General features: G+C 56.6%; 17 protein-coding genes. 16 read left to right on the forward strand and 1 reads right to left on the reverse strand.

Going from position 1 to position 18,697, the window contains the following annotated elements:
• Nucleotides 1-223: 223 nt before the first annotated feature.
• Nucleotides 224-1,507: a citrate synthase gene (locus tag FT726_RS03635; protein WP_021508542.1), complete on the reverse strand. Its 1,284-nt coding sequence runs from the start codon at nt 1,505-1,507 to the stop codon at nt 224-226.
• Nucleotides 1,508-2,262: 755 nt separating this feature from the next.
• On the opposite strand from FT726_RS03635, the gene sdhC reads away from it, so the two are divergent.
• The 16 genes from sdhC to tolA all read left to right on the forward strand — a co-directional run bounded on the left by sdhC (nt 2,263) and on the right by tolA (nt 18,678).
• Entirely contained in the window at nt 2,263-2,652 is a 390-nt protein-coding gene (gene sdhC, locus FT726_RS03640) for a succinate dehydrogenase cytochrome b556 subunit (RefSeq protein ID WP_021508541.1), read from the forward strand.
• A complete protein-coding gene (gene sdhD, locus FT726_RS03645; protein ID WP_021508540.1) occupies nt 2,646-2,993 on the forward strand; it encodes a succinate dehydrogenase membrane anchor subunit in 348 nt (115 codons plus the stop codon). Before sdhC ends, sdhD begins: the two co-directional genes overlap by 7 nt.
• The gene (gene sdhA / locus FT726_RS03650) at nt 2,994-4,760 is read left to right on the forward strand and encodes a succinate dehydrogenase flavoprotein subunit (protein ID WP_346302406.1); all 1,767 of its coding nucleotides are present in this window, start codon (nt 2,994-2,996) and stop codon (nt 4,758-4,760) included.
• A gap of 14 nt (nt 4,761-4,774) precedes the next feature.
• Complete coding sequence (locus FT726_RS03655) at nt 4,775-5,491, forward strand: succinate dehydrogenase iron-sulfur subunit (RefSeq protein ID WP_021508538.1); 717 nt, start codon at nt 4,775-4,777, stop codon at nt 5,489-5,491.
• A gap of 206 nt (nt 5,492-5,697) precedes the next feature.
• Complete coding sequence (gene sucA, locus FT726_RS03660; protein WP_021508537.1) at nt 5,698-8,505, forward strand: 2-oxoglutarate dehydrogenase E1 component; 2,808 nt, start codon at nt 5,698-5,700, stop codon at nt 8,503-8,505.
• 15 nt (nt 8,506-8,520) lie between these two features.
• Nucleotides 8,521-9,735 carry a 2-oxoglutarate dehydrogenase complex dihydrolipoyllysine-residue succinyltransferase gene (gene odhB, locus FT726_RS03665; protein WP_021508536.1) on the forward strand — a complete coding sequence of 405 codons (1,215 nt, stop codon included), beginning with the start codon at nt 8,521-8,523 and terminating at the stop codon, nt 9,733-9,735.
• Nucleotides 9,736-9,805: 70 nt separating this feature from the next.
• The gene (gene sucC / locus FT726_RS03670) at nt 9,806-10,972 is read left to right on the forward strand and encodes an ADP-forming succinate--CoA ligase subunit beta (RefSeq protein ID WP_006118458.1); all 1,167 of its coding nucleotides are present in this window, start codon (nt 9,806-9,808) and stop codon (nt 10,970-10,972) included.
• Nucleotides 10,972-11,847, forward strand: coding sequence for a succinate--CoA ligase subunit alpha (gene sucD / locus FT726_RS03675; protein ID WP_021508535.1), 876 nt, complete (start codon nt 10,972-10,974; stop codon nt 11,845-11,847). The genes sucC and sucD overlap by 1 nt, the downstream gene beginning before the upstream one ends.
• A gap of 676 nt (nt 11,848-12,523) precedes the next feature.
• Nucleotides 12,524-14,095 carry a cytochrome ubiquinol oxidase subunit I gene (gene cydA, locus FT726_RS03680; RefSeq protein WP_288422778.1) on the forward strand — a complete coding sequence of 524 codons (1,572 nt, stop codon included), beginning with the start codon at nt 12,524-12,526 and terminating at the stop codon, nt 14,093-14,095.
• A gap of 11 nt (nt 14,096-14,106) precedes the next feature.
• Nucleotides 14,107-15,246 carry a cytochrome d ubiquinol oxidase subunit II gene (gene cydB, locus FT726_RS03685; protein WP_021508533.1) on the forward strand — a complete coding sequence of 380 codons (1,140 nt, stop codon included), beginning with the start codon at nt 14,107-14,109 and terminating at the stop codon, nt 15,244-15,246.
• 15 nt (nt 15,247-15,261) lie between these two features.
• Complete coding sequence (gene cydX, locus FT726_RS03690; protein ID WP_010615998.1) at nt 15,262-15,375, forward strand: cytochrome bd-I oxidase subunit CydX; 114 nt, start codon at nt 15,262-15,264, stop codon at nt 15,373-15,375.
• The gene (ybgE, locus tag FT726_RS03695; RefSeq protein WP_288422774.1) at nt 15,375-15,668 is read left to right on the forward strand and encodes a cyd operon protein YbgE; all 294 of its coding nucleotides are present in this window, start codon (nt 15,375-15,377) and stop codon (nt 15,666-15,668) included. Before cydX ends, ybgE begins: the two co-directional genes overlap by 1 nt.
• A gap of 177 nt (nt 15,669-15,845) precedes the next feature.
• Nucleotides 15,846-16,268: a tol-pal system-associated acyl-CoA thioesterase gene (gene ybgC, locus FT726_RS03700; protein WP_168714917.1), complete on the forward strand. Its 423-nt coding sequence runs from the start codon at nt 15,846-15,848 to the stop codon at nt 16,266-16,268.
• Entirely contained in the window at nt 16,265-16,951 is a 687-nt protein-coding gene (gene tolQ / locus FT726_RS03705) for a Tol-Pal system protein TolQ (RefSeq protein WP_346302407.1), read from the forward strand. The genes ybgC and tolQ overlap by 4 nt, the downstream gene beginning before the upstream one ends.
• Before the next feature lie 13 nt (nt 16,952-16,964).
• Nucleotides 16,965-17,393, forward strand: coding sequence for a colicin uptake protein TolR (gene tolR / locus FT726_RS03710; RefSeq protein ID WP_021508530.1), 429 nt, complete (start codon nt 16,965-16,967; stop codon nt 17,391-17,393).
• A 25-nt stretch (nt 17,394-17,418) separates the two neighbouring features.
• Nucleotides 17,419-18,678: a cell envelope integrity protein TolA gene (gene tolA / locus FT726_RS03715; protein ID WP_346302408.1), complete on the forward strand. Its 1,260-nt coding sequence runs from the start codon at nt 17,419-17,421 to the stop codon at nt 18,676-18,678.
• Nucleotides 18,679-18,697 lie beyond the last annotated feature (19 nt).

Below are 18,697 nucleotides of genomic sequence, written 5' to 3' on the forward strand. Positions count from 1 at the left end.
GAGGAAGTCAGGATGAGACCGCATGGATGCGGGCGAAAGCCGTAGCCGGGACAGGATGTCCCGTCTACGGCGGTCCGTCAGACTGACGAAGGATGTGAAGGTACCGCGTCAGCGGCGCGAGGACGCCTGAAACGGGGCTCAGCCAGGCAGGGCTCTGCACGATGCGCCCCAAACTTTCGCCGTATACTAAAAAAGAAAAGGGCGGGATAACCCGCCCTGATTGTTATTTTTTCAGCGCCGAGCTGAATTCGCGCTCGGTGTAACCGGTGTAGAGCTGACGTGGGCGGGCAATCTTCATGCCTTCGTCGTGCATCTCTTTCCAGTGCGCAATCCAGCCAACGGTACGCGCCATCGCGAAGATCACGGTAAACATTGATGACGGAATGCCCATCGCTTTCAGGATGATGCCGGAATAGAAATCGACGTTCGGATAGAGTTTGCGCTCGATGAAGTACGGGTCGTTCAGCGCGATGTGCTCCAGCTCCATCGCCACTTCCAGCAGGTCGTCCTTCATGCCCAGCTCGTTCAGCACTTCATGACAGGTTTCACGCATCACGGTCGCGCGCGGGTCATAGTTCTTATACACACGGTGACCGAAGCCCATCAGACGGAACGAATCGTTCTTATCTTTGGCGCGACGCACGAATTCCGGGATGTGATCCACAGTGCTGATCTCTTCCAGCATACGCAGCGTGGCTTCGTTGGCACCACCGTGCGCAGGTCCCCACAGCGAGGCGATACCGGCGGCGATACAGGCAAACGGGTTGGCACCGGAAGAACCGGCGGTACGCACGGTAGAGGTTGATGCGTTCTGTTCGTGGTCAGCGTGCAGGATCAGAATACGGTCCATGGCGCGTTCCAGCACCGGGTTCACTTTGTACTCTTCACACGGTGTAGCAAACATCATATGCAGGAAGTTACCGGCATAGGAGAGGTCGTTACGCGGATACACAAACGGCTGGCCGATGGAGTATTTGTAACACATCGCGGCCATGGTCGGCATTTTTGACAGCAGGCGGAAGGCGGCGATTTCACGGTGACGTTCAATATTCACGTCTAATGAATCGTGATAGAAGGCAGCCAGCGCGCCGGTCACGCCGCACATCACTGCCATCGGGTGTGAATCACGACGGAAGCCGTGGAACAGGCGGGTAATCTGCTCGTGAATCATGGTGTGACGGGTTACGGTGGTACGGAACTCGTCGTACTGCGCCTGAGTTGGGGCTTCGCCGTTCAGCAGGATGTAGCACACTTCCAGATAGTTGGAGTGGGTAGCCAGCTGATCGATAGGGAAACCGCGATGTAACAAAATCCCTTCATCACCATCAATAAAGGTAATTTTTGATTCGCAGGACGCCGTAGAGGTAAAACCGGGGTCGAAGGTGAACAGGCCTTTTGAGCCAAGGGCGCGGACATCAACAACATCCTGTCCCAGCGTGCCTTGCATCACATCCAGTTCCACGGAGTTGTTATCTTGTAGGGTTAGCGTCACTTTTTTATCTGTCATTTTTCGTCTCCATAGCGCCTTAGTAGGTAAGGATCTTAGACACCAGAACAGTCATCATGTTGCGTTTACCCGCCGTATTTTCGGGCCGCCGCTACACTGGCTGCGCGCGCGCAGTGCGGTCAATTACTTTCGTAATCGCCCATCATTTGCACGCTTACTGCCTTGTTGCAACCCGCACGACTTAGGCTAAAACAGAATCTTCACAGCATCACTCAGCGGTAACGTTCATGCTGCAAGGTTACGGAGCGAAATGTGTAAAGCCAATCGGTGGTGTCCGGGCATGACGCGCTGCACATCGTGGATGTTAAAGATCCTGTCACGACATAACTTCTTGGTAACCAATAACCTGACGGTTTGTGTTGCTCGTAAAGGCAATGTTACATAACTTGAGCTTAGGGGAAAGTGTATCCCCATAACTTTTATGCATCATAGGGTTTTAGTGCGTTCGTTTGTAACTGAAATGTTGATCTATTGTCAAATCAGATAATTAAAAATGTATAAATTGTGAAATACGTGAGGCGGATCACTGTTCAGCTTAAATGTGACCAAAGAGATTGTAGGGGAATTGTAATCAGAATGTGATCCTCCTATACTGCCGCCAGGTCTCCGGAATACCCTGACACCAGGAGCCACCCAGCGTTTTACCCGCTTCATTTAACACTGGATGTTGCTATTTTGGTGGCGGTTGCAGTCCGAACACGCACTGTGCTCTTCTGTAACTCAGGACCGGAGGAAGCAAAATAAAAAAGAGCTGTGTGGGCAAAACCGTGAAAAAACAAAGACCTGTTAACTTGGATCTCTCGACGATCCGGTTTCCCGTTACTGCAATATCGTCCATTCTCCACCGCGTCTCCGGCGTGATTACCTTTGTCGCTCTCGGAATTCTGCTCTGGTTACTGGGTCTCTCCCTCTCTTCTCCGGAAGGTTTCCAGCAAGCGGCATCCATCATGGATAGCTTCTTCGCCAAATTCATCATGTGGGGCATTCTGACCGCGCTGGCATATCACGCAGCAAGCGGCATTCGTCACATGCTGGCCGACTTCGGTTTTACGGCAGAAACCCTGCAGGTGGGAACCCGTACCGCGCAAGCGGTTTTTGTTATCACTGTCGTGCTCTCAATTCTGGCTGGAGTCCTCGTATGGTAAGCAATGCTTCTGCATTAGGACGCAACGGTATCCATGACTGGCTGTTACTGCGTGCTGCTGCAATCTTAATTACGCTCTACATTCTCTACATCCTCGGTTTTGTCGTGATGACCGGCACGTTGACGTATGACGTCTGGCGCGGCTTTTTCGCTTCCTCCTTTACCAAAGTGTTCACGTTGCTGACGCTGTTCTCGATTCTGGTCCATGGCTGGATTGGCATGTGGCAGGTCCTGACCGACTACGTGAAACCGCTGGCAACGCGTCTGGTGTTGCAACTGGTGATTGTGGTCGCGCTGTTGTCGTATGCAATTTATGGAACTGTTGTGGTGTGGGGTGTGTAAATGAGTTTGCCAGTCAGAGAATTTGATGCCGTGGTGATCGGCGCAGGTGGTGCGGGTATGCGCGCCGCGCTGCAAATCTCCCAGTCGGGCCAGAGCTGTGCTCTGTTATCCAAAGTGTTCCCAACCCGTTCCCACACCGTATCGGCGCAGGGCGGGATTACCGTGGCACTGGGTAACTCCCACGAAGATAACTGGGAATGGCACATGTACGATACCGTCAAAGGCTCCGATTACATCGGTGACCAGGACGCGATCGAATATATGTGTAAAAGCGGTCCGGAAGCGATTCTGGAGCTGGAGCACATGGGCCTGCCATTCTCCCGTCTTGATGACGGCCGCGTTTATCAGCGTCCGTTTGGTGGTCAGTCGAAAAACTTCGGTGGTGAGCAGGCGGCGCGTACCGCTGCTGCTGCCGACCGTACCGGCCACGCCCTGCTGCATACGCTGTATCAGCAGAACCTGAAAAACAAAACCACCATCTTCTCCGAGTGGTATGCACTGGATCTGGTGAAAAACGCTGACGGCGCGATCGTCGGCTGTACCGCCATCTGCATTGAAACCGGTGAAACGGTCTACTTCAAAGCCAAAGCCACTATCCTCGCAACCGGCGGTGCTGGCCGTATCTATCAGTCCACCACCAACGCCCACATCAACACCGGCGACGGCGTCGGCATGGCGCTGCGTGCCGGCGTGCCAATGCAGGATATGGAGATGTGGCAGTTCCACCCAACCGGCATCGCCGGGGCGGGTGTGCTGGTGACCGAGGGCTGCCGTGGTGAAGGTGGCTATCTGCTGAACAAGCATGGCGAGCGTTTCATGGAGCGCTACGCGCCGAACGCCAAAGATCTGGCGGGCCGTGATGTGGTGGCGCGTTCAATGATGGTGGAAATCCGTGAAGGTCGCGGCTGCGACGGCCCATGGGGTCCGCACATCAAACTGAAACTCGACCATCTGGGCGCTGAAGTGCTGGAATCCCGTCTGCCGGGTATCCTCGAACTGTCGCGCACCTTTGCTCACGTTGACCCGATTAAAGAACCGATTCCGGTTATCCCGACCTGCCACTACATGATGGGCGGCGTGCCGACCCGCGTGACCGGTCAGGCGCTGCGCGTTAACGAGCAGGGCGAAGATGAAGTGATTCCGGGCCTGTTCGCGGTAGGCGAAATTGCCTGCGTATCGGTACACGGCGCAAACCGTCTTGGCGGCAATTCGCTGCTCGACCTGGTGGTATTTGGCCGCGCGGCCGGTGTTCACCTGATGGAGTGCATCGCTGAGCAGGGCGAACTGCGCGACGCCACCGAAGATGAAATCGACGCGGCGATGGCCCGCTTCAACCGCTGGGAAAACAACACCACCGGTGAAGACCCGGTTGAAATCCGCAAGGCGCTGCAGCGCTGCATGCAGAACAACTTCTCGGTATTCCGTGAAGGGGATGCGATGCGTGAAGGCCTGGCCGAGCTGAAAGAGATTCGTGAGCGCCTGAAAAATGCGCGTCTCGATGACCGTTCACCGGACTTCAACACCCAGCGTATCGAATGCCTTGAGCTGGATAACCTGATGGAAACCGCTTACGCCACCGCGGTAGCGGCCAACTTCCGCACCGAAAGCCGTGGCGCTCACAGCCGCTTCGACTACCCGGAGCGTGATGATGCCAACTGGCTGTGCCACAGCCTCTATGTTCCGCAAACGGAAAGCATGACGCGCCGTGAGGTGAACATGCAACCGAAACTGCGTGCGGCCTTCCCGCCGAAAGCGCGTACTTACTAATTGCGGAGATCATCATGAGACTCGAATTTTCTATCTATCGTTACAACCCGGAAGTCGATGACAAACCGCGCATGCAGGATTACACCCTCGAAGCGGAAGATGGTCGCGACATGATGTTGCTGGACGCGCTGATCCGTCTGAAAGAGAAGGATCCTACGCTGGCCTTCCGTCGTTCCTGCCGTGAAGGCGTGTGCGGCTCCGATGGCCTCAACATGAACGGTAAAAATGGCCTGGCGTGTATCACGCCGGTCTCCGCTCTGGGCAATGGCAGCAAGAAGATTGTTATCCGTCCGCTGCCCGGTTTGCCGGTAATCCGCGACCTCGTGGTGGACATGGGACAATTCTATGCTCAGTATGAGAAGATTAAGCCTTTCCTGTTGAATAATGGGGAAAATCCGCCAGCGCGCGAGCATCTGCAAACGCCTGCGCAGCGCGAGCACCTGGACGGCCTGTACGAGTGTATTCTCTGTGCCTGCTGCTCCACGTCGTGCCCGTCATTCTGGTGGAATCCGGACAAGTTCATCGGTCCGGCCGGCCTGCTGGCGGCGTACCGCTTCCTGATTGACAGCCGCGATACCGAAACCGATGCGCGCCTCGACAATCTGAATGATGCTTTCAGTGTTTTCCGCTGTCACAGCATCATGAACTGTGTGAGCGTGTGCCCGAAAGGCTTAAACCCAACGCGCGCCATCGGCCATATTAAGTCGATGCTGCTGCAGCGCGGGGCGTAACAAACGGAAGTCACGATCGGGAACCCAGGTTCCCGATCGTTTACGGAAGCCTCTATAAGCGCGGTACTGACCACGCTTATAAAGGTTCCCTTACGGGCCAGGCGCCGGTTGCGCACAGGTTCGTATCGCTGAACTCACTACGGCAAGCCGCGTAAGCGGCAACAAATGAAACCTCAAAAAAGCAGATTAATGCTTAAGGGATCACAATGCAGAACAGCGCGATGAAACCCTGGCTGGACTCCTCCTGGCTGGCCGGCGCGAACCAGTCCTACATAGAGCAACTCTATGAGGATTTCCTGACCGATCCTGACTCTGTTGATGAAGTGTGGCGCTCGATGTTCCAGCAGCTGCCGGGCACCGGCGTGAAACCTGAGCAGTTTCACTCCACGACGCGTGAATACTTCCGCCGCCTGGCGAAAGACGCCACCCGCTACACCTCCACAGTCACCGATCCGGCCGCTAATTCCAAACAGGTTAAAGTGCTGCAGCTGATTAATGCGTTCCGCTTCCGCGGCCATCAGCACGCTAACCTCGATCCGCTCGGCCTGTGGAAGCAGGAACGCGTGGCGGATCTCGATCCGGCCTTCCACGATCTGACCGACGCCGATTTTCAGGAAAGCTTTAACGTAGGCTCTTTCGCCATTGGCAAAGAGACCATGAAGCTGGCCGATCTTTATGCCGCACTGCAGCAGACCTACTGTGGTTCGATTGGTGCAGAGTACATGCACATCAACAACACCGAAGAGAAGCGCTGGATTCAGCAGCGTCTGGAATCGGTAGTAGGCCATGCGTCATTCAGCGCGGACGAGAAAAAAGGTTTCCTGAAAGAGCTGACGGCGGCAGAGGGCCTGGAAAAATACCTCGGCGCGAAATTCCCGGGTGCCAAACGCTTCTCGCTGGAAGGCGGTGATGCGCTGGTACCGATGCTGCGCGAAATGATTCGCCACGCCGGCAAGAGCGGCACGCGTGAAGTGGTGCTGGGCATGGCACACCGCGGTCGTCTCAACGTGCTGATCAACGTGCTGGGTAAAAAACCGCAGGATCTGTTCGACGAGTTCTCCGGCAAGCACAAAGAGCACCTCGGTACCGGTGACGTGAAGTACCACATGGGCTTCTCGTCAGACGTGGAAACCGAAGGCGGCCTGGTGCACCTGGCGCTGGCGTTCAACCCGTCGCATCTGGAAATTGTAAGCCCGGTCGTCATGGGCTCGGTGCGTGCGCGTCTGGATCGTCTGGCGGAGCCGGGCAGCAACAAAGTACTGCCGATCACCATTCACGGTGACGCCGCGGTTATTGGCCAGGGCGTGGTGCAGGAAACCCTGAACATGTCGCAGGCGCGCGGTTACGAAGTGGGCGGCACCGTACGCATCGTGATTAACAACCAGGTGGGCTTCACCACCTCGAATCCGAAAGATGCGCGTTCTACCCCTTACTGCACCGACATCGGCAAAATGGTGCTGGCACCGATCTTCCACGTCAACGCGGACGATCCGGAGGCGGTGGCGTTTGTTACCCGTCTGGCGCTGGATTATCGCAATACCTTCAAACGCGATGTGTTCATCGACCTGGTGTGCTACCGCCGTCACGGCCATAACGAAGCCGACGAGCCAAGCGCCACCCAGCCGCTGATGTATCAGAAAATCAAAAAGCATCCGACGCCGCGCAAAATCTACGCCGATCAGCTGGAAAGCGAAGGCGTGGCCACGCAGGAAGATGCCACCGAGCTGGTAAACCTGTACCGCGATGCGCTGGATGAAGGCGAGTGCGTGGTGCCGGAATGGCGTCCGATGAGCCTGCACTCGTTCACCTGGTCTCCGTACCTCAACCACGAGTGGGATGAGAGCTACCCGGAAACCGTGGACATGAAACGTCTGCAGGAGCTGGCGCGCCGCATCAGCAGCATTCCGGAAGCGGTGGAAGTGCAGTCGCGCGTTGCCAAAATTTACAACGATCGCAAAGAGATGGCGGAAGGCAACAAGCTGTTCGACTGGGGCGGCGCGGAAAACCTCGCTTACGCCACGCTGGTCGATGAAGGCATTCCGGTGCGCCTGTCGGGTGAAGACTCCGGCCGCGGCACCTTCTTCCACCGTCACGCGGTGATTCACAACCAGCAGAACGGCTCGACTTACACTCCGCTACACCACATCCATAACGGTCAGGGTCAGTTCAAGGTGTGGGATTCGGTGCTGTCGGAAGAAGCGGTACTGGCGTTCGAATACGGTTACGCCACCGCCGAGCCGCGCGTGCTGACCATCTGGGAAGCGCAGTTTGGTGACTTCGCCAACGGCGCTCAGGTGGTGATCGATCAGTTCATCAGCTCCGGCGAGCAGAAATGGGGCCGCATGTGTGGTCTGGTGATGCTGCTGCCACACGGCTATGAAGGGCAGGGTCCGGAGCACTCCTCCGCGCGCCTCGAGCGCTATCTGCAGCTGTGTGCTGAGCAGAACATGCAGGTCTGCGTGCCATCAACGCCAGCGCAGGTCTACCACATGCTGCGTCGTCAGGCGCTGCGCGGTATGCGCCGTCCGCTGATCGTGATGTCACCGAAGTCGCTGCTGCGTCATCCGCTGGCGGTATCCAGCCTTGATGAGCTGGCCAACGGTAGCTTCCAGCCGGCGATTGGTGAGATCGACGACCTCGATCCGCAGCAGGTGAAACGCGTGGTGCTGTGCTCCGGTAAAGTTTATTACGATCTGCTGGAACAGCGTCGTAAGAACGAGCAGACCGATGTCGCCATCGTGCGTATCGAACAGCTCTATCCGTTCCCGCACAAAGCGGTGCAGGAAGCGCTGAAGAATTACGCCCATGTTCAGGATTTCGTCTGGTGTCAGGAAGAGCCACTGAACCAGGGCGCATGGTATTGCAGTCAGCATCATTTCCGCGAAGTGGTTCCATTTGGTGCGTCACTGCGTTACGCAGGCCGTCCGGCTTCTGCTTCACCGGCCGTGGGCTATATGTCCGTACATCAACAACAGCAGCAAGACCTGGTCAATGACGCGCTGAACCTTGGTTAATTAAAAGGAAAGAAAATGAGTAGCGTAGAAATTCTCGTTCCCGATTTGCCTGAATCCGTAGCGGACGCCACGGTAGCAACCTGGCATAAAAAACCCGGCGACTCTGTGACCCGCGACGAAGTGCTGGTCGAGATCGAAACTGACAAAGTGGTACTGGAAGTGCCTGCCGCCGCTGACGGTGTGCTGGAAGCGGTGCTGGAAGACGAAGGCGCCACCGTAACGTCGCGCCAGATTCTGGGCCGTCTGAAGGAAGGCAACAGCGGCGGGAAAGAGACCACGGCGAAAGTGGAAAGCAAGGAGTCTACGCCTGCACAGCGTCAGACTGCATCTCTGGAAGAAGAGAGCAATGACGCGCTCAGCCCGGCCGTGCGCCGCCTGATTGCGGAAAACAACCTCGACGCCAGCCAGATTAAAGGCACCGGTGTTGGCGGCCGTCTGACGCGCGAAGATGTGGAAAAACATCTGGCGAAGAAAGCCGACGGCGCGAAAGCGGCACCGGCAGCCGATGCGGCTCCGCAGGCAGTTGCCAACCGCAGCGAGAAGCGCGTGCCAATGACCCGTCTGCGCAAGCGCGTGGCCGAGCGTCTGCTGGAAGCGAAAAACAGCACCGCAATGCTGACCACCTTCAACGAAGTCAACATGAAGCCGATCATGGATCTGCGCAAGCAGTACGGCGATGCCTTCGAGAAGCGTCACGGCGTGCGTCTGGGCTTTATGTCCTTCTACATCAAAGCGGTGGTCGAAGCGCTGAAACGCTTCCCGGAAGTCAACGCCTCGATCGACGGCGATGATGTGGTGTACCACAACTATTTCGATGTCAGCATCGCGGTCTCAACGCCGCGTGGTCTGGTGACGCCAGTGCTGAAAGATGTTGATGCGCTGAGCATGGCCGACATCGAGAAGAAAATTAAAGAGCTGGCGGTGAAAGGCCGTGACGGCAAGCTGACGGTGGAAGAACTGACCGGTGGTAACTTCACCATCACCAACGGTGGTGTGTTCGGTTCGCTGATGTCTACGCCGATCATCAACCCGCCGCAGAGCGCGATTCTGGGGATGCACGCCATCAAAGATCGCCCAATGGCGGTAAATGGTCAGGTGGTGGTGCTGCCAATGATGTATCTGGCGCTCTCCTACGATCACCGTCTGATCGATGGTCGTGAATCTGTCGGCTATCTGGTCGCGGTGAAAGAGCTGCTGGAAGATCCGGCGCGTCTGCTGCTGGATGTCTGATTTTCGCCGGGCGCGCTGGCACGAGGCGCGCCCAAATTAACCCTGTTTAGATCTGAATGGATAGAACATCATGAACTTACACGAATACCAGGCGAAGCAGCTGTTTGCACGGTATGGTATGCCAGCACCGACTGGCTACGCCTGCACCACGCCACGTGAAGCCGAAGAAGCCGCCTCGAAAATTGGCGCAGGTCCGTGGGTGGTGAAATGTCAGGTTCATGCCGGTGGCCGCGGTAAAGCGGGCGGTGTGAAGGTGGTTAACAGTAAAGAAGACATTCGTGCTTTCGCTGAAAACTGGCTGGGCAAACGTCTGGTGACCTACCAGACTGACGCCAATGGCCAGCCGGTAAACCAGATCCTGGTTGAAGCGGCGACCGACATCGATCAGGAGCTGTATCTGGGTGCGGTGGTTGACCGTGCTACCCGTCGCGTGATCTTCATGGCGTCAACCGAAGGCGGCGTGGAAATCGAGAAAGTGGCGGAAGAAACCCCGCACCTGATCCATAAAATGGCGCTGGATCCGCTGACCGGCCCGCAGCCATACCAGGGCCGCGAGCTGGCATTCAAACTGGGCCTGACCGGCAAGCAGGTCAGCCAGTTCACCAAAATCTTCATGGGTCTGGCGACCATGTTCCTGGAGCGCGACCTGGCGATGGTTGAGATCAACCCGCTGGTAATCACCAAACAGGGCGACCTGATCTGTCTGGATGGCAAACTGGGTGCCGATGGCAATGCCCTGTTCCGTCAGCCAGAGCTGCGTGAAATGCGCGACCCAAGCCAGGAAGATCCCCGTGAAGCCCACGCGACGCAGTGGGAACTGAACTACGTAGCGCTGGAAGGCAACATTGGCTGTATGGTCAACGGCGCTGGTCTGGCGATGGGCACCATGGACATCGTGAAACACCACGGTGGTCAGCCTGCAAACTTCCTTGATGTTGGCGGCGGCGCAACCAAAGAGCGCGTTACCGAAGCCTTCAAAATCATCCTGTCTGACGATGCTGTAAAAGCGGTATTCGTTAACATCTTCGGCGGCATCGTGCGCTGCGACCTGATCGCAGACGGCATCATCGGTGCTGTGGCTGAAGTGGGTGTCAACGTACCGGTCGTGGTACGTCTGGAAGGTAACAACGCCGAGCTGGGCGCGAAGAAACTGGCGGACAGCGGTCTTAACATCATTGCAGCAACCAGCCTGACAGACGCAGCACAGCGTGTTGTCGCTGCTGCGGAGGGTAAATAATGTCCATTCTGATCGACAAAAACACCAAAGTCATTTGCCAGGGTTTCACCGGTGGCCAGGGAACGTTCCACTCTGAGCAGGCGCTGGCCTATGGTACGCAGCTGGTTGGCGGTGTGACGCCAGGTAAAGGCGGCACCACCCATCTCGGTCTGCCGGTGTTTAACACCGTGCGCGAAGCGGTAGAAGCCACGGGCGCCACCGCTACCGTAATCTACGTGCCGGCACCGTTCTGCAAAGACGGTATCCTGGAAGCGATCGACGCGGGCATCAAACTGATCATCACCATCACCGAAGGTATCCCGACGCTGGATATGCTGACGGTGAAAGTGAAGCTGGACGAAGCAGGCGTGCGCATGATCGGCCCGAACTGCCCGGGTGTGATCACGCCTGGCGAATGTAAGATCGGTATCATGCCGGGCCACATTCACCAGCCAGGCCGCGTCGGTATCGTGTCGCGTTCCGGTACGCTGACCTATGAAGCGGTTAAGCAGACCACTGACATCGGCTACGGCCAGTCCACCTGTGTGGGCATCGGCGGTGACCCGATCCCTGGCTCTAACTTCATCGACATCCTGAAAATGTTCCAGGACGATCCGCAGACCGAAGCGATCGTGATGATCGGTGAGATCGGCGGCAGCGCTGAAGAAGAGGCCGCGGCGTTCATCAAAGAGCACGTGACCAAGCCTGTCGTCGGCTACATCGCCGGCGTAACGGCGCCGAAAGGCAAGCGTATGGGCCACGCCGGCGCCATCATTGCCGGTGGTAAAGGCACCGCCGATGAGAAATTTGCTGCGCTGGAAGCGGCCGGTGTGAAAACCGTTCGCAGCCTGGCCGATATCGGCGACGCGGTAAAAGCGGTACTGCCAGCGAAATAACATTTTGCTGCTGAAAGAAAAAAGCCACCTGCGGGTGGCTTTTTTTATGGCTGTAATGCACGGCCACTAGCCGTCCTCACACATTTGCAGTAAAAACGTAACGGCAACATATTCTGCGGCTATGCTTACTTTGTCGTTGAGTAAAGAAGGGCAAAGAGGCGTGCTTTTTCCCGTCAGCGTCCAGGCGTCTGGCTGGCAAAGAGGTTAAATAATTACGGGAAAGGTAATTGTTTTCTTAATTGCGCTATCGATTTATGACAACTAATTAACAACAACTCTAACACTACATATCTGGAAAATTATTGTCTTAATCCAGATCAATAAAAGGCGATATATAGCAAACTTTACCGCTGGCTAAAAGCAACCCAACCGGTATAAATTGCGCTGCATCAATTCAGTCTTTTTCATCATTTTTCAGGAGTTTGTGCCAGGCGTTGTCATATCAATTCTGTCGCCTCCTCATCTTACTCCTGCTCGAAACAGGCTGAAGCGATCGGTTTTTCGGGGAATTTTCACCACTGTTACTCGCTCACTTCGGGCCGCAGTACGCATTGTGCTGTCGGTAACAAAACTGGAATCAATAATCAGTCGTTCCTGACCTTATTCTGCATCGCACTGCCCGCTGTTTGTGGTTGTTATTCGCAGGATGAGTTCATGCGAGGAGCAAGGAGTCATCATGTTAGATATTGTCGAGCTGTCGCGTTTACAGTTTGCCCTGACGGCGATGTACCATTTCCTGTTCGTGCCCTTAACGCTCGGTATGGCGTTTTTACTGGCGATCATGGAAACGGTCTATGTCCTGTCGGGAAAACAGATTTATAAAGATATGACCAAATTCTGGGGCAAGTTGTTTGGTATCAACTTTGCGCTGGGTGTGGCCACCGGCCTGACCATGGAATTTCAGTTCGGTACCAACTGGTCTTATTACTCCCACTACGTCGGCGATATCTTCGGTGCGCCGCTGGCCATCGAAGGCCTGATGGCGTTCTTCCTTGAATCCACCTTTGTCGGCCTGTTCTTCTTCGGCTGGGATCGCCTCGGTAAAGTGCAGCACCTGGCGGTGACCTGGCTGGTGGCACTTGGCTCGAACATGTCCGCGCTGTGGATCCTGGTGGCGAACGGCTGGATGCAGAACCCGATCGCCTCCGAATTCAATTTCGAAACCATGCGTATGGAGATGGTGAGCTTCTCCGAGCTGGTGCTGAACCCGGTGGCGCAGGTGAAATTTGTGCATACCGTGGCCGCGGGTTACACCACCGGTGCGATGTTCATTCTGGGCATCAGCGCCTGGTATCTGCTGAAAGGGCGCGACATCGCGTTTGCTAAACGCTCCTTTGCGATCGCTGCCAGCTTCGGTATGGCTGCCGTGCTATCGGTCATCGTGCTGGGTGACGAATCCGGCTATGAAATGGGCGACGTGCAGAAAACCAAGCTGGCCGCTATCGAAGCTGAATGGGAAACCCAGCCGGCGCCAGCGGCCTTTACGCTGTTTGGCGTGCCGGATCAGGCGACGCAAGAGAACAAGTACGCCATCCAGATCCCGTATCTGCTTGGCCTGATCGCCACCCGTTCTGTCGATACGCCGGTCACCGGCCTGAAAGATCTGCTGGCGCAGCATGAAGTGCGCATCCGTAACGGTATGAAAGCCAATGCGCTGCTGAACGAGCTGCGTGCCGGCAGTAAAGATCCGGCGGTGCGCAGTGAGTTTGAGACGCATAAACAGGATCTCGGCTACGGTCTGCTGCTCAAGCGTTATACCCCGGACGTGGCGAACGCCACGGAAGCGCAAATCCAGCAGGCAACGCAGGATTCCATTCCGCGCGTGGCACCGCTCTATTTCGCCTTCCGCATCATGGTGCTGTGTGGCGTGCTGCTGCTGGGCATCATTGCGCTGTCGTTCTGGAGCGTGATTCGTAACCGCATCGGTAAGAATCGCTGGCTGCTGAAAGCGGCGCTGTACGGTATTCCACTGCCGTGGATTGCCGTCGAAGCTGGCTGGTTTGTCGCTGAATATGGCCGTCAGCCGTGGGCGATTGGTGAGGTGCTGCCAACCGCAGTGGCTAACTCGTCGCTGACCGTCGGCGATCTGCTGTTCTCGATGATCCTGATCTGCGGCCTGTATACCGTGTTCCTGGTGGCGGAGATGTATCTGATGTTCAAATTTGCCCGCCTTGGTCCAAGCAGCCTGAAAACCGGCCGCTATCACCATGAAACAGTGCAGGCTGTGACTCAACCGGCGCGCGGATAAGGAGAGCGACCATGTTTGACTATGAAGTGTTGCGTTTTGTCTGGTGGCTGCTGATTGGCATTCTGCTGATCGGTTTTGCCGTCACCGACGGCTTCGATATGGGCGTGGGAATGCTGACCCGCATCCTCGGCCGCACCGATACCGAGCGTCGCATCATGATTAACAGCATCGCGCCGCACTGGGACGGTAACCAGGTCTGGCTGATCACTGCCGGCGGGGCGCTGTTCGCCGCCTGGCCAATGGTCTATGCCGCCGCGTTCTCCGGTTTCTACGTGGCGATGATTCTGGTGCTGGCCTCGCTGTTCTTCCGTCCGGTCGGCTTTGATTACCGGTCGAAGATTGAAGATATGCGCTGGCGCGGTGCCTGGGACTGGGGCATCTTCATTGGCAGCTTTGTGCCGCCGCTGGTGATTGGCGTGGCGTTCGGTAACCTGCTGCAGGGCGTGCCGTTCCATGCTGATGAGTACCTGCGCCTGTTCTACACCGGTAATTTCTTCCAGCTGCTTAATCCGTTTGGCCTGCTGGCTGGGGTGATCAGCGTCGCGATGATTCTGGCCCAGGGCGCGACTTACCTGCAGATGCGCACCAGCGGCGAACTACACCTGCGTTCCCGCACCGCGGCGCAAATCAGCGCGCTGGTGATGCTGGTGGGCTTTGTACTGGCCGGCGTGTGGGTGAAGTACGGCATTGATGGCTATGTGCTGAAAAGCGCAATCGATCATCACGCGGCGTCTAACCCGCTGGGTAAAGACGTGGTGCGTGAAGCTGGTGCCTGGCTGGTCAATTTTGAACAGATGCCGGTGCTGTGGTTGTTCCCGCTGCTCGGCGCGCTGCTGCCGCTGCTGACGATCTTGTGTTCGCGCATGGAGAAGGGCGCATGGGCGTTTATCTTCTCTTCGCTAACGCTGGCGTGCGTCATTATGACGGCGGGCATTGCGCTGTTCCCGTTCATCATGCCATCCAGCACCGTGCCGGGCACCAGCCTGACCATGTGGGACGCGACCTCCAGCCTGCTGACGCTACAGATCATGACCGTGGCAGCCATCATCTTTGTGCCGATTATTCTGGCTTACACCAGCTGGTGTTACTACAAGATGTATGGCCGCATCACCAAAGAACACATTGAGCGCAATACGCACTCCCTGTACTGATTGAGGAGATTAAGCATGTGGTATTTTGCCTGGATTCTTGGCACCTTGCTGGCCTGTGCGTTTGGCGTGGTCACGGCACTGGCGATCGAGCATGTGGAAGAGGGCGGCGCGCAGGACGACAAGCTCTGATGCGCAGCCTGATACAGACGCTGTATCGTCTGATGGATAAGGGCCCGCTGCGGGCCCTTTCACTGATTCTGGCGCTGTGGCTGGCCGGATGCGTCATCTGGCAGCCGGCGCGCTTTGCCGCACGCACCAGTGAGCTCGCTATCTGGCACGGATTATTGTTAATCTGGGCGGTGTGCAGCGGCGTGATTCACGGCACCGGTTTCCGGCTACAGCGTGCCCGCTGGCAGGCACTGTTTGCCCCGCTGCCGGTGCTGATCGTGCTGGCGCTGGGAATTTACTGGTTCTACCATTAAGTTCTGTCTCAGCCCGCAAGGGCTGTTTTACCGCTGCTGACGTGAGTTTTTGTCAGCGGTTGGTCAGGAAATCTCCCAAAAATCCTTCCAGTTGTTAACGTCTGATAATTATTTTCTCCTGGCTCTGGCGGACCATTCCCAAGCCGATCTCACTTGCGTATAGTAGCAACGTTTAAAATGAGACCGGGATGTAGAGTGAGTACAACGCTGTTTCGCTGGCCGGTTCGGGTCTATTACGAAGACACTGACGCCGGTGGTGTGGTTTACCACGCCAGCTATCTTGCTTTTTATGAACGAGCACGTACCGAGATGTTGCGCCAGCACCATTTCAATCAACAGGCCCTGTTGGAAGAGCAGGTGGCTTTTGTGGTACGGCGCATGACGGTGGACTTTATTGCCGCGGCACGTCTCGACGACCTTCTGGAGATCCAGAGCGAAGTGACAGCAATGACGCGCGCAACCATGACGTTCTCGCAGCGTATCGTGAATGCTGAAGGCAAAGTGCTCAATGAAGCAGACGTCCTGATTGCCTGCATCAACCCACATCTAATGAAGCCGATTGCGCTTCCCAAGTCTATTGTCGCGGAGTTCAAGCAGTGACTGACATGAACGTTCTTGATTTGTTCCTGAAGGCAAGCCTTCTGGTCAAACTTATCATGTTGATTTTGATCGGCTTTTCTATTGCCTCCTGGGCAATCATCATTCAGCGCACCCGCATTCTTAACGCGGCGGGGCGTGAGGCCGAGGCGTTCGAGGACAAGTTCTGGTCCGGTATCGAGCTGTCGCGTCTCTATCAGGAGAGCCAGGCTCGCCGTGACGAGCTGAGCGGGTCCGAACAGATTTTCTACTCTGGCTTCAAAGAGTTTGCCCGCCTGCACCGCGCCAACAACCATGCGCCGGAAGCGGTGGTCGAAGGGGCCGGTCGCGCCATGCGCATCTCGATGAACCGTGAACTGGAAGCGCTGGAAAATCATATCCCATTCCTTGGCACCGTCGGTTCCATCAGCCCGTATATCGGTCTGTTTGGTACGGTGTGGGGGATCATGCATGCCTTTATCGCACTGGGTGCGGTGAAACAGGCCACGCTGCAAATGGTTGCGCCCGGTATCGCCGAAGCGCTGATCGCCACCGCAATCGGTCTGTTCGCGGCCATTCCTGCCGTTATGGCGTATAACCGTCTGAACCAGCGCGTGAACAAGCTGGAGCAGGGCTACGACAACTTTATGGAAGAGTTCACGGCCATCCTGCATCGTCAGGCTTTCTCTACCGACAACAGCAAGTAAGTCGAGGTTAACGATGGCCAGAACCCGTGGTCGCGGGCGTCGCGATCTTAAGTCGGAAATCAACATTGTTCCGCTGCTGGACGTGCTGCTGGTGTTGCTGCTCATCTTTATGGCAACCGCGCCGATTATTACGCAGAGCGTGGAAGTGGACCTGCCGGACGCAACCGATTCGAAAACCGTTTCCAGCGACGATAATCCGCCGGTGATCGTGGAAGTGGCCGGGGTAGGGCAGTACAGCCTGGTGGTGGATCACGATCGTATGACGCAGCTGCCGCCGGAGCAGGTGGTGAGCGAAGCGCAGCGCCGTATTGAAGCCAATCCGAAGACGGTCTTCCTGATTGGTGGGGCGAAAGATGTGCCTTACGACGAAATCATCAAGGCGCTGAACCTGTTGCATCAGGCTGGCGTGAAATCCGTCGGTTTGATGACGCAGCCGATTTAACGCGAACCGTTTTTGGGAACCGAGAGTGTCGAAGGCAACCGAGCAGAACGAGAAGTTAAAACGCGCGATAATCATTTCGGTGATTCTGCACATCGTGCTGATCGCCCTGCTGATTTGGAGCTCGTTTAACGAACATATCGAAGCCAGCGGCGGCGGTGGCGGCAGTGATATCGACGCGGTGATGGTCGATCCTGGCGCGGTGGTTGAGCAGTATAACCGTCAGCAGAATCAGCAGAGTGACAGTCAGCGCGCCGAGCAGCAGCGCCAGAAGCAGGCACAGCAGCAGGCGGAAGAGTTGCAGCAGAAACAGGCCGCTGAACAGCAGCGGCTGAAAGAGCTGGAAAAAGAGCGTCTGCAGGCGCAGCAGGAAGCCAAAGAGCAGGCGAAGCAGCAGGCAGAGCAGCAGAAGGCGGCTGAAGCAGCAGCGCAGCAGGCGCAGGAGCAGCAGAAAGCCGCAGAAGCGGCCGCAGCGAAAGCCAAAGCCGATGCCAAAGCGCAGGCCGATGCTCAGGCGAAGGCCGCAGCAGACGCGAAAGCCAAAGCGGAGGAGCAGGCGAAGCAGGCCGCAGCCGACGCGAAGAAGAAAGCGGAAGAGCAGGCCAAAGCCGCCGCAGCCGAAGCGGCGAAAGAGAAAGCCGCGCAGCAGGCGAAAGCCGCAGCTGAAGCGAAAGCCAAAGCGGAGGCAGAAGCCAAAGCTCAGGCCGCGGCAGATGCAAAAGCCAAAGCTGCACAGGAAGCCAAAGAGAAAGCTGCGGAAGCCGCGAAAGAGAAAGCTGCCGCCGAAGCCAAAGCGAAAGCTGAGGCAGCAGCCAAAGCCAAAGCGGATGCGGCGGCGAAAGCTAAAGCTGCGGCTGATGCGAAGAAGAAAGCGGCTGCCGAAGCGGCGAAGAACGAGAGCGATGTGGATGATCTGTTAGGCGGTCTCTCTTCCGGTAAGAATGCGCCGAAAAGCGGCGCCGCTTCCGGTGGTGGCGCGGCGGCAGGTCAGGGCAATCAGAAGAAGGCGGGTGCCTCAGGTGCTGAGGTGAATGCGTATCTGGGTCAGATCACCAGTGCGATTCAGAGCCGCTTCTACGATGCCGATCTGTATCGCGGTAAAAGCTGCGATCTGCGGATTAAACTGGCACCGGATGGTTTGCTGATTGACGTGAAAGCTGAAGGCGGCGATCCGGCGCTGTGTCAGGCGGCGATTACCGCAGCGAAGCAGGCACGCATTCCGAAGCCGCCTTCGCAGGCCGTATATGAAGTGTTTAAGAACGCACCGATGCGTTTCAAACCAGAATAATGCAGTAACGTACGGCAGG

It is taken from the genome of Pantoea sp. Morm (genome assembly GCF_016643525.1).
GTDB lineage: Bacteria > Pseudomonadota > Gammaproteobacteria > Enterobacterales > Enterobacteriaceae > Pantoea > Pantoea dispersa.

What these genes read in the sequence shown, in the direction of transcription:
- FT726_RS03635 (WP_021508542.1), bottom strand. Translation starts at nt 1,507, where the DNA reads ATGACAGATAAAAAAGTGACGCTAACCCTACAAGATAACAACTCCGTG.
- sdhD (WP_021508540.1), top strand. Translation starts at nt 2,646, where the DNA reads ATGGTAAGCAATGCTTCTGCATTAGGACGCAACGGTATCCATGACTGG.
- sdhA (WP_346302406.1), top strand. Translation starts at nt 2,994, where the DNA reads ATGAGTTTGCCAGTCAGAGAATTTGATGCCGTGGTGATCGGCGCAGGT.
- FT726_RS03655 (WP_021508538.1), top strand. Translation starts at nt 4,775, where the DNA reads ATGAGACTCGAATTTTCTATCTATCGTTACAACCCGGAAGTCGATGAC.
- sucA (WP_021508537.1), top strand. Translation starts at nt 5,698, where the DNA reads ATGCAGAACAGCGCGATGAAACCCTGGCTGGACTCCTCCTGGCTGGCC.
- odhB (WP_021508536.1), top strand. Translation starts at nt 8,521, where the DNA reads ATGAGTAGCGTAGAAATTCTCGTTCCCGATTTGCCTGAATCCGTAGCG.
- sucC (WP_006118458.1), top strand. Translation starts at nt 9,806, where the DNA reads ATGAACTTACACGAATACCAGGCGAAGCAGCTGTTTGCACGGTATGGT.
- sucD (WP_021508535.1), top strand. Translation starts at nt 10,972, where the DNA reads ATGTCCATTCTGATCGACAAAAACACCAAAGTCATTTGCCAGGGTTTC.
- cydA (WP_288422778.1), top strand. Translation starts at nt 12,524, where the DNA reads ATGTTAGATATTGTCGAGCTGTCGCGTTTACAGTTTGCCCTGACGGCG.
- cydB (WP_021508533.1), top strand. Translation starts at nt 14,107, where the DNA reads ATGTTTGACTATGAAGTGTTGCGTTTTGTCTGGTGGCTGCTGATTGGC.
- cydX (WP_010615998.1), top strand. Translation starts at nt 15,262, where the DNA reads ATGTGGTATTTTGCCTGGATTCTTGGCACCTTGCTGGCCTGTGCGTTT.
- ybgE (WP_288422774.1), top strand. Translation starts at nt 15,375, where the DNA reads ATGCGCAGCCTGATACAGACGCTGTATCGTCTGATGGATAAGGGCCCG.
- ybgC (WP_168714917.1), top strand. Translation starts at nt 15,846, where the DNA reads ATGAGACCGGGATGTAGAGTGAGTACAACGCTGTTTCGCTGGCCGGTT.
- tolR (WP_021508530.1), top strand. Translation starts at nt 16,965, where the DNA reads ATGGCCAGAACCCGTGGTCGCGGGCGTCGCGATCTTAAGTCGGAAATC.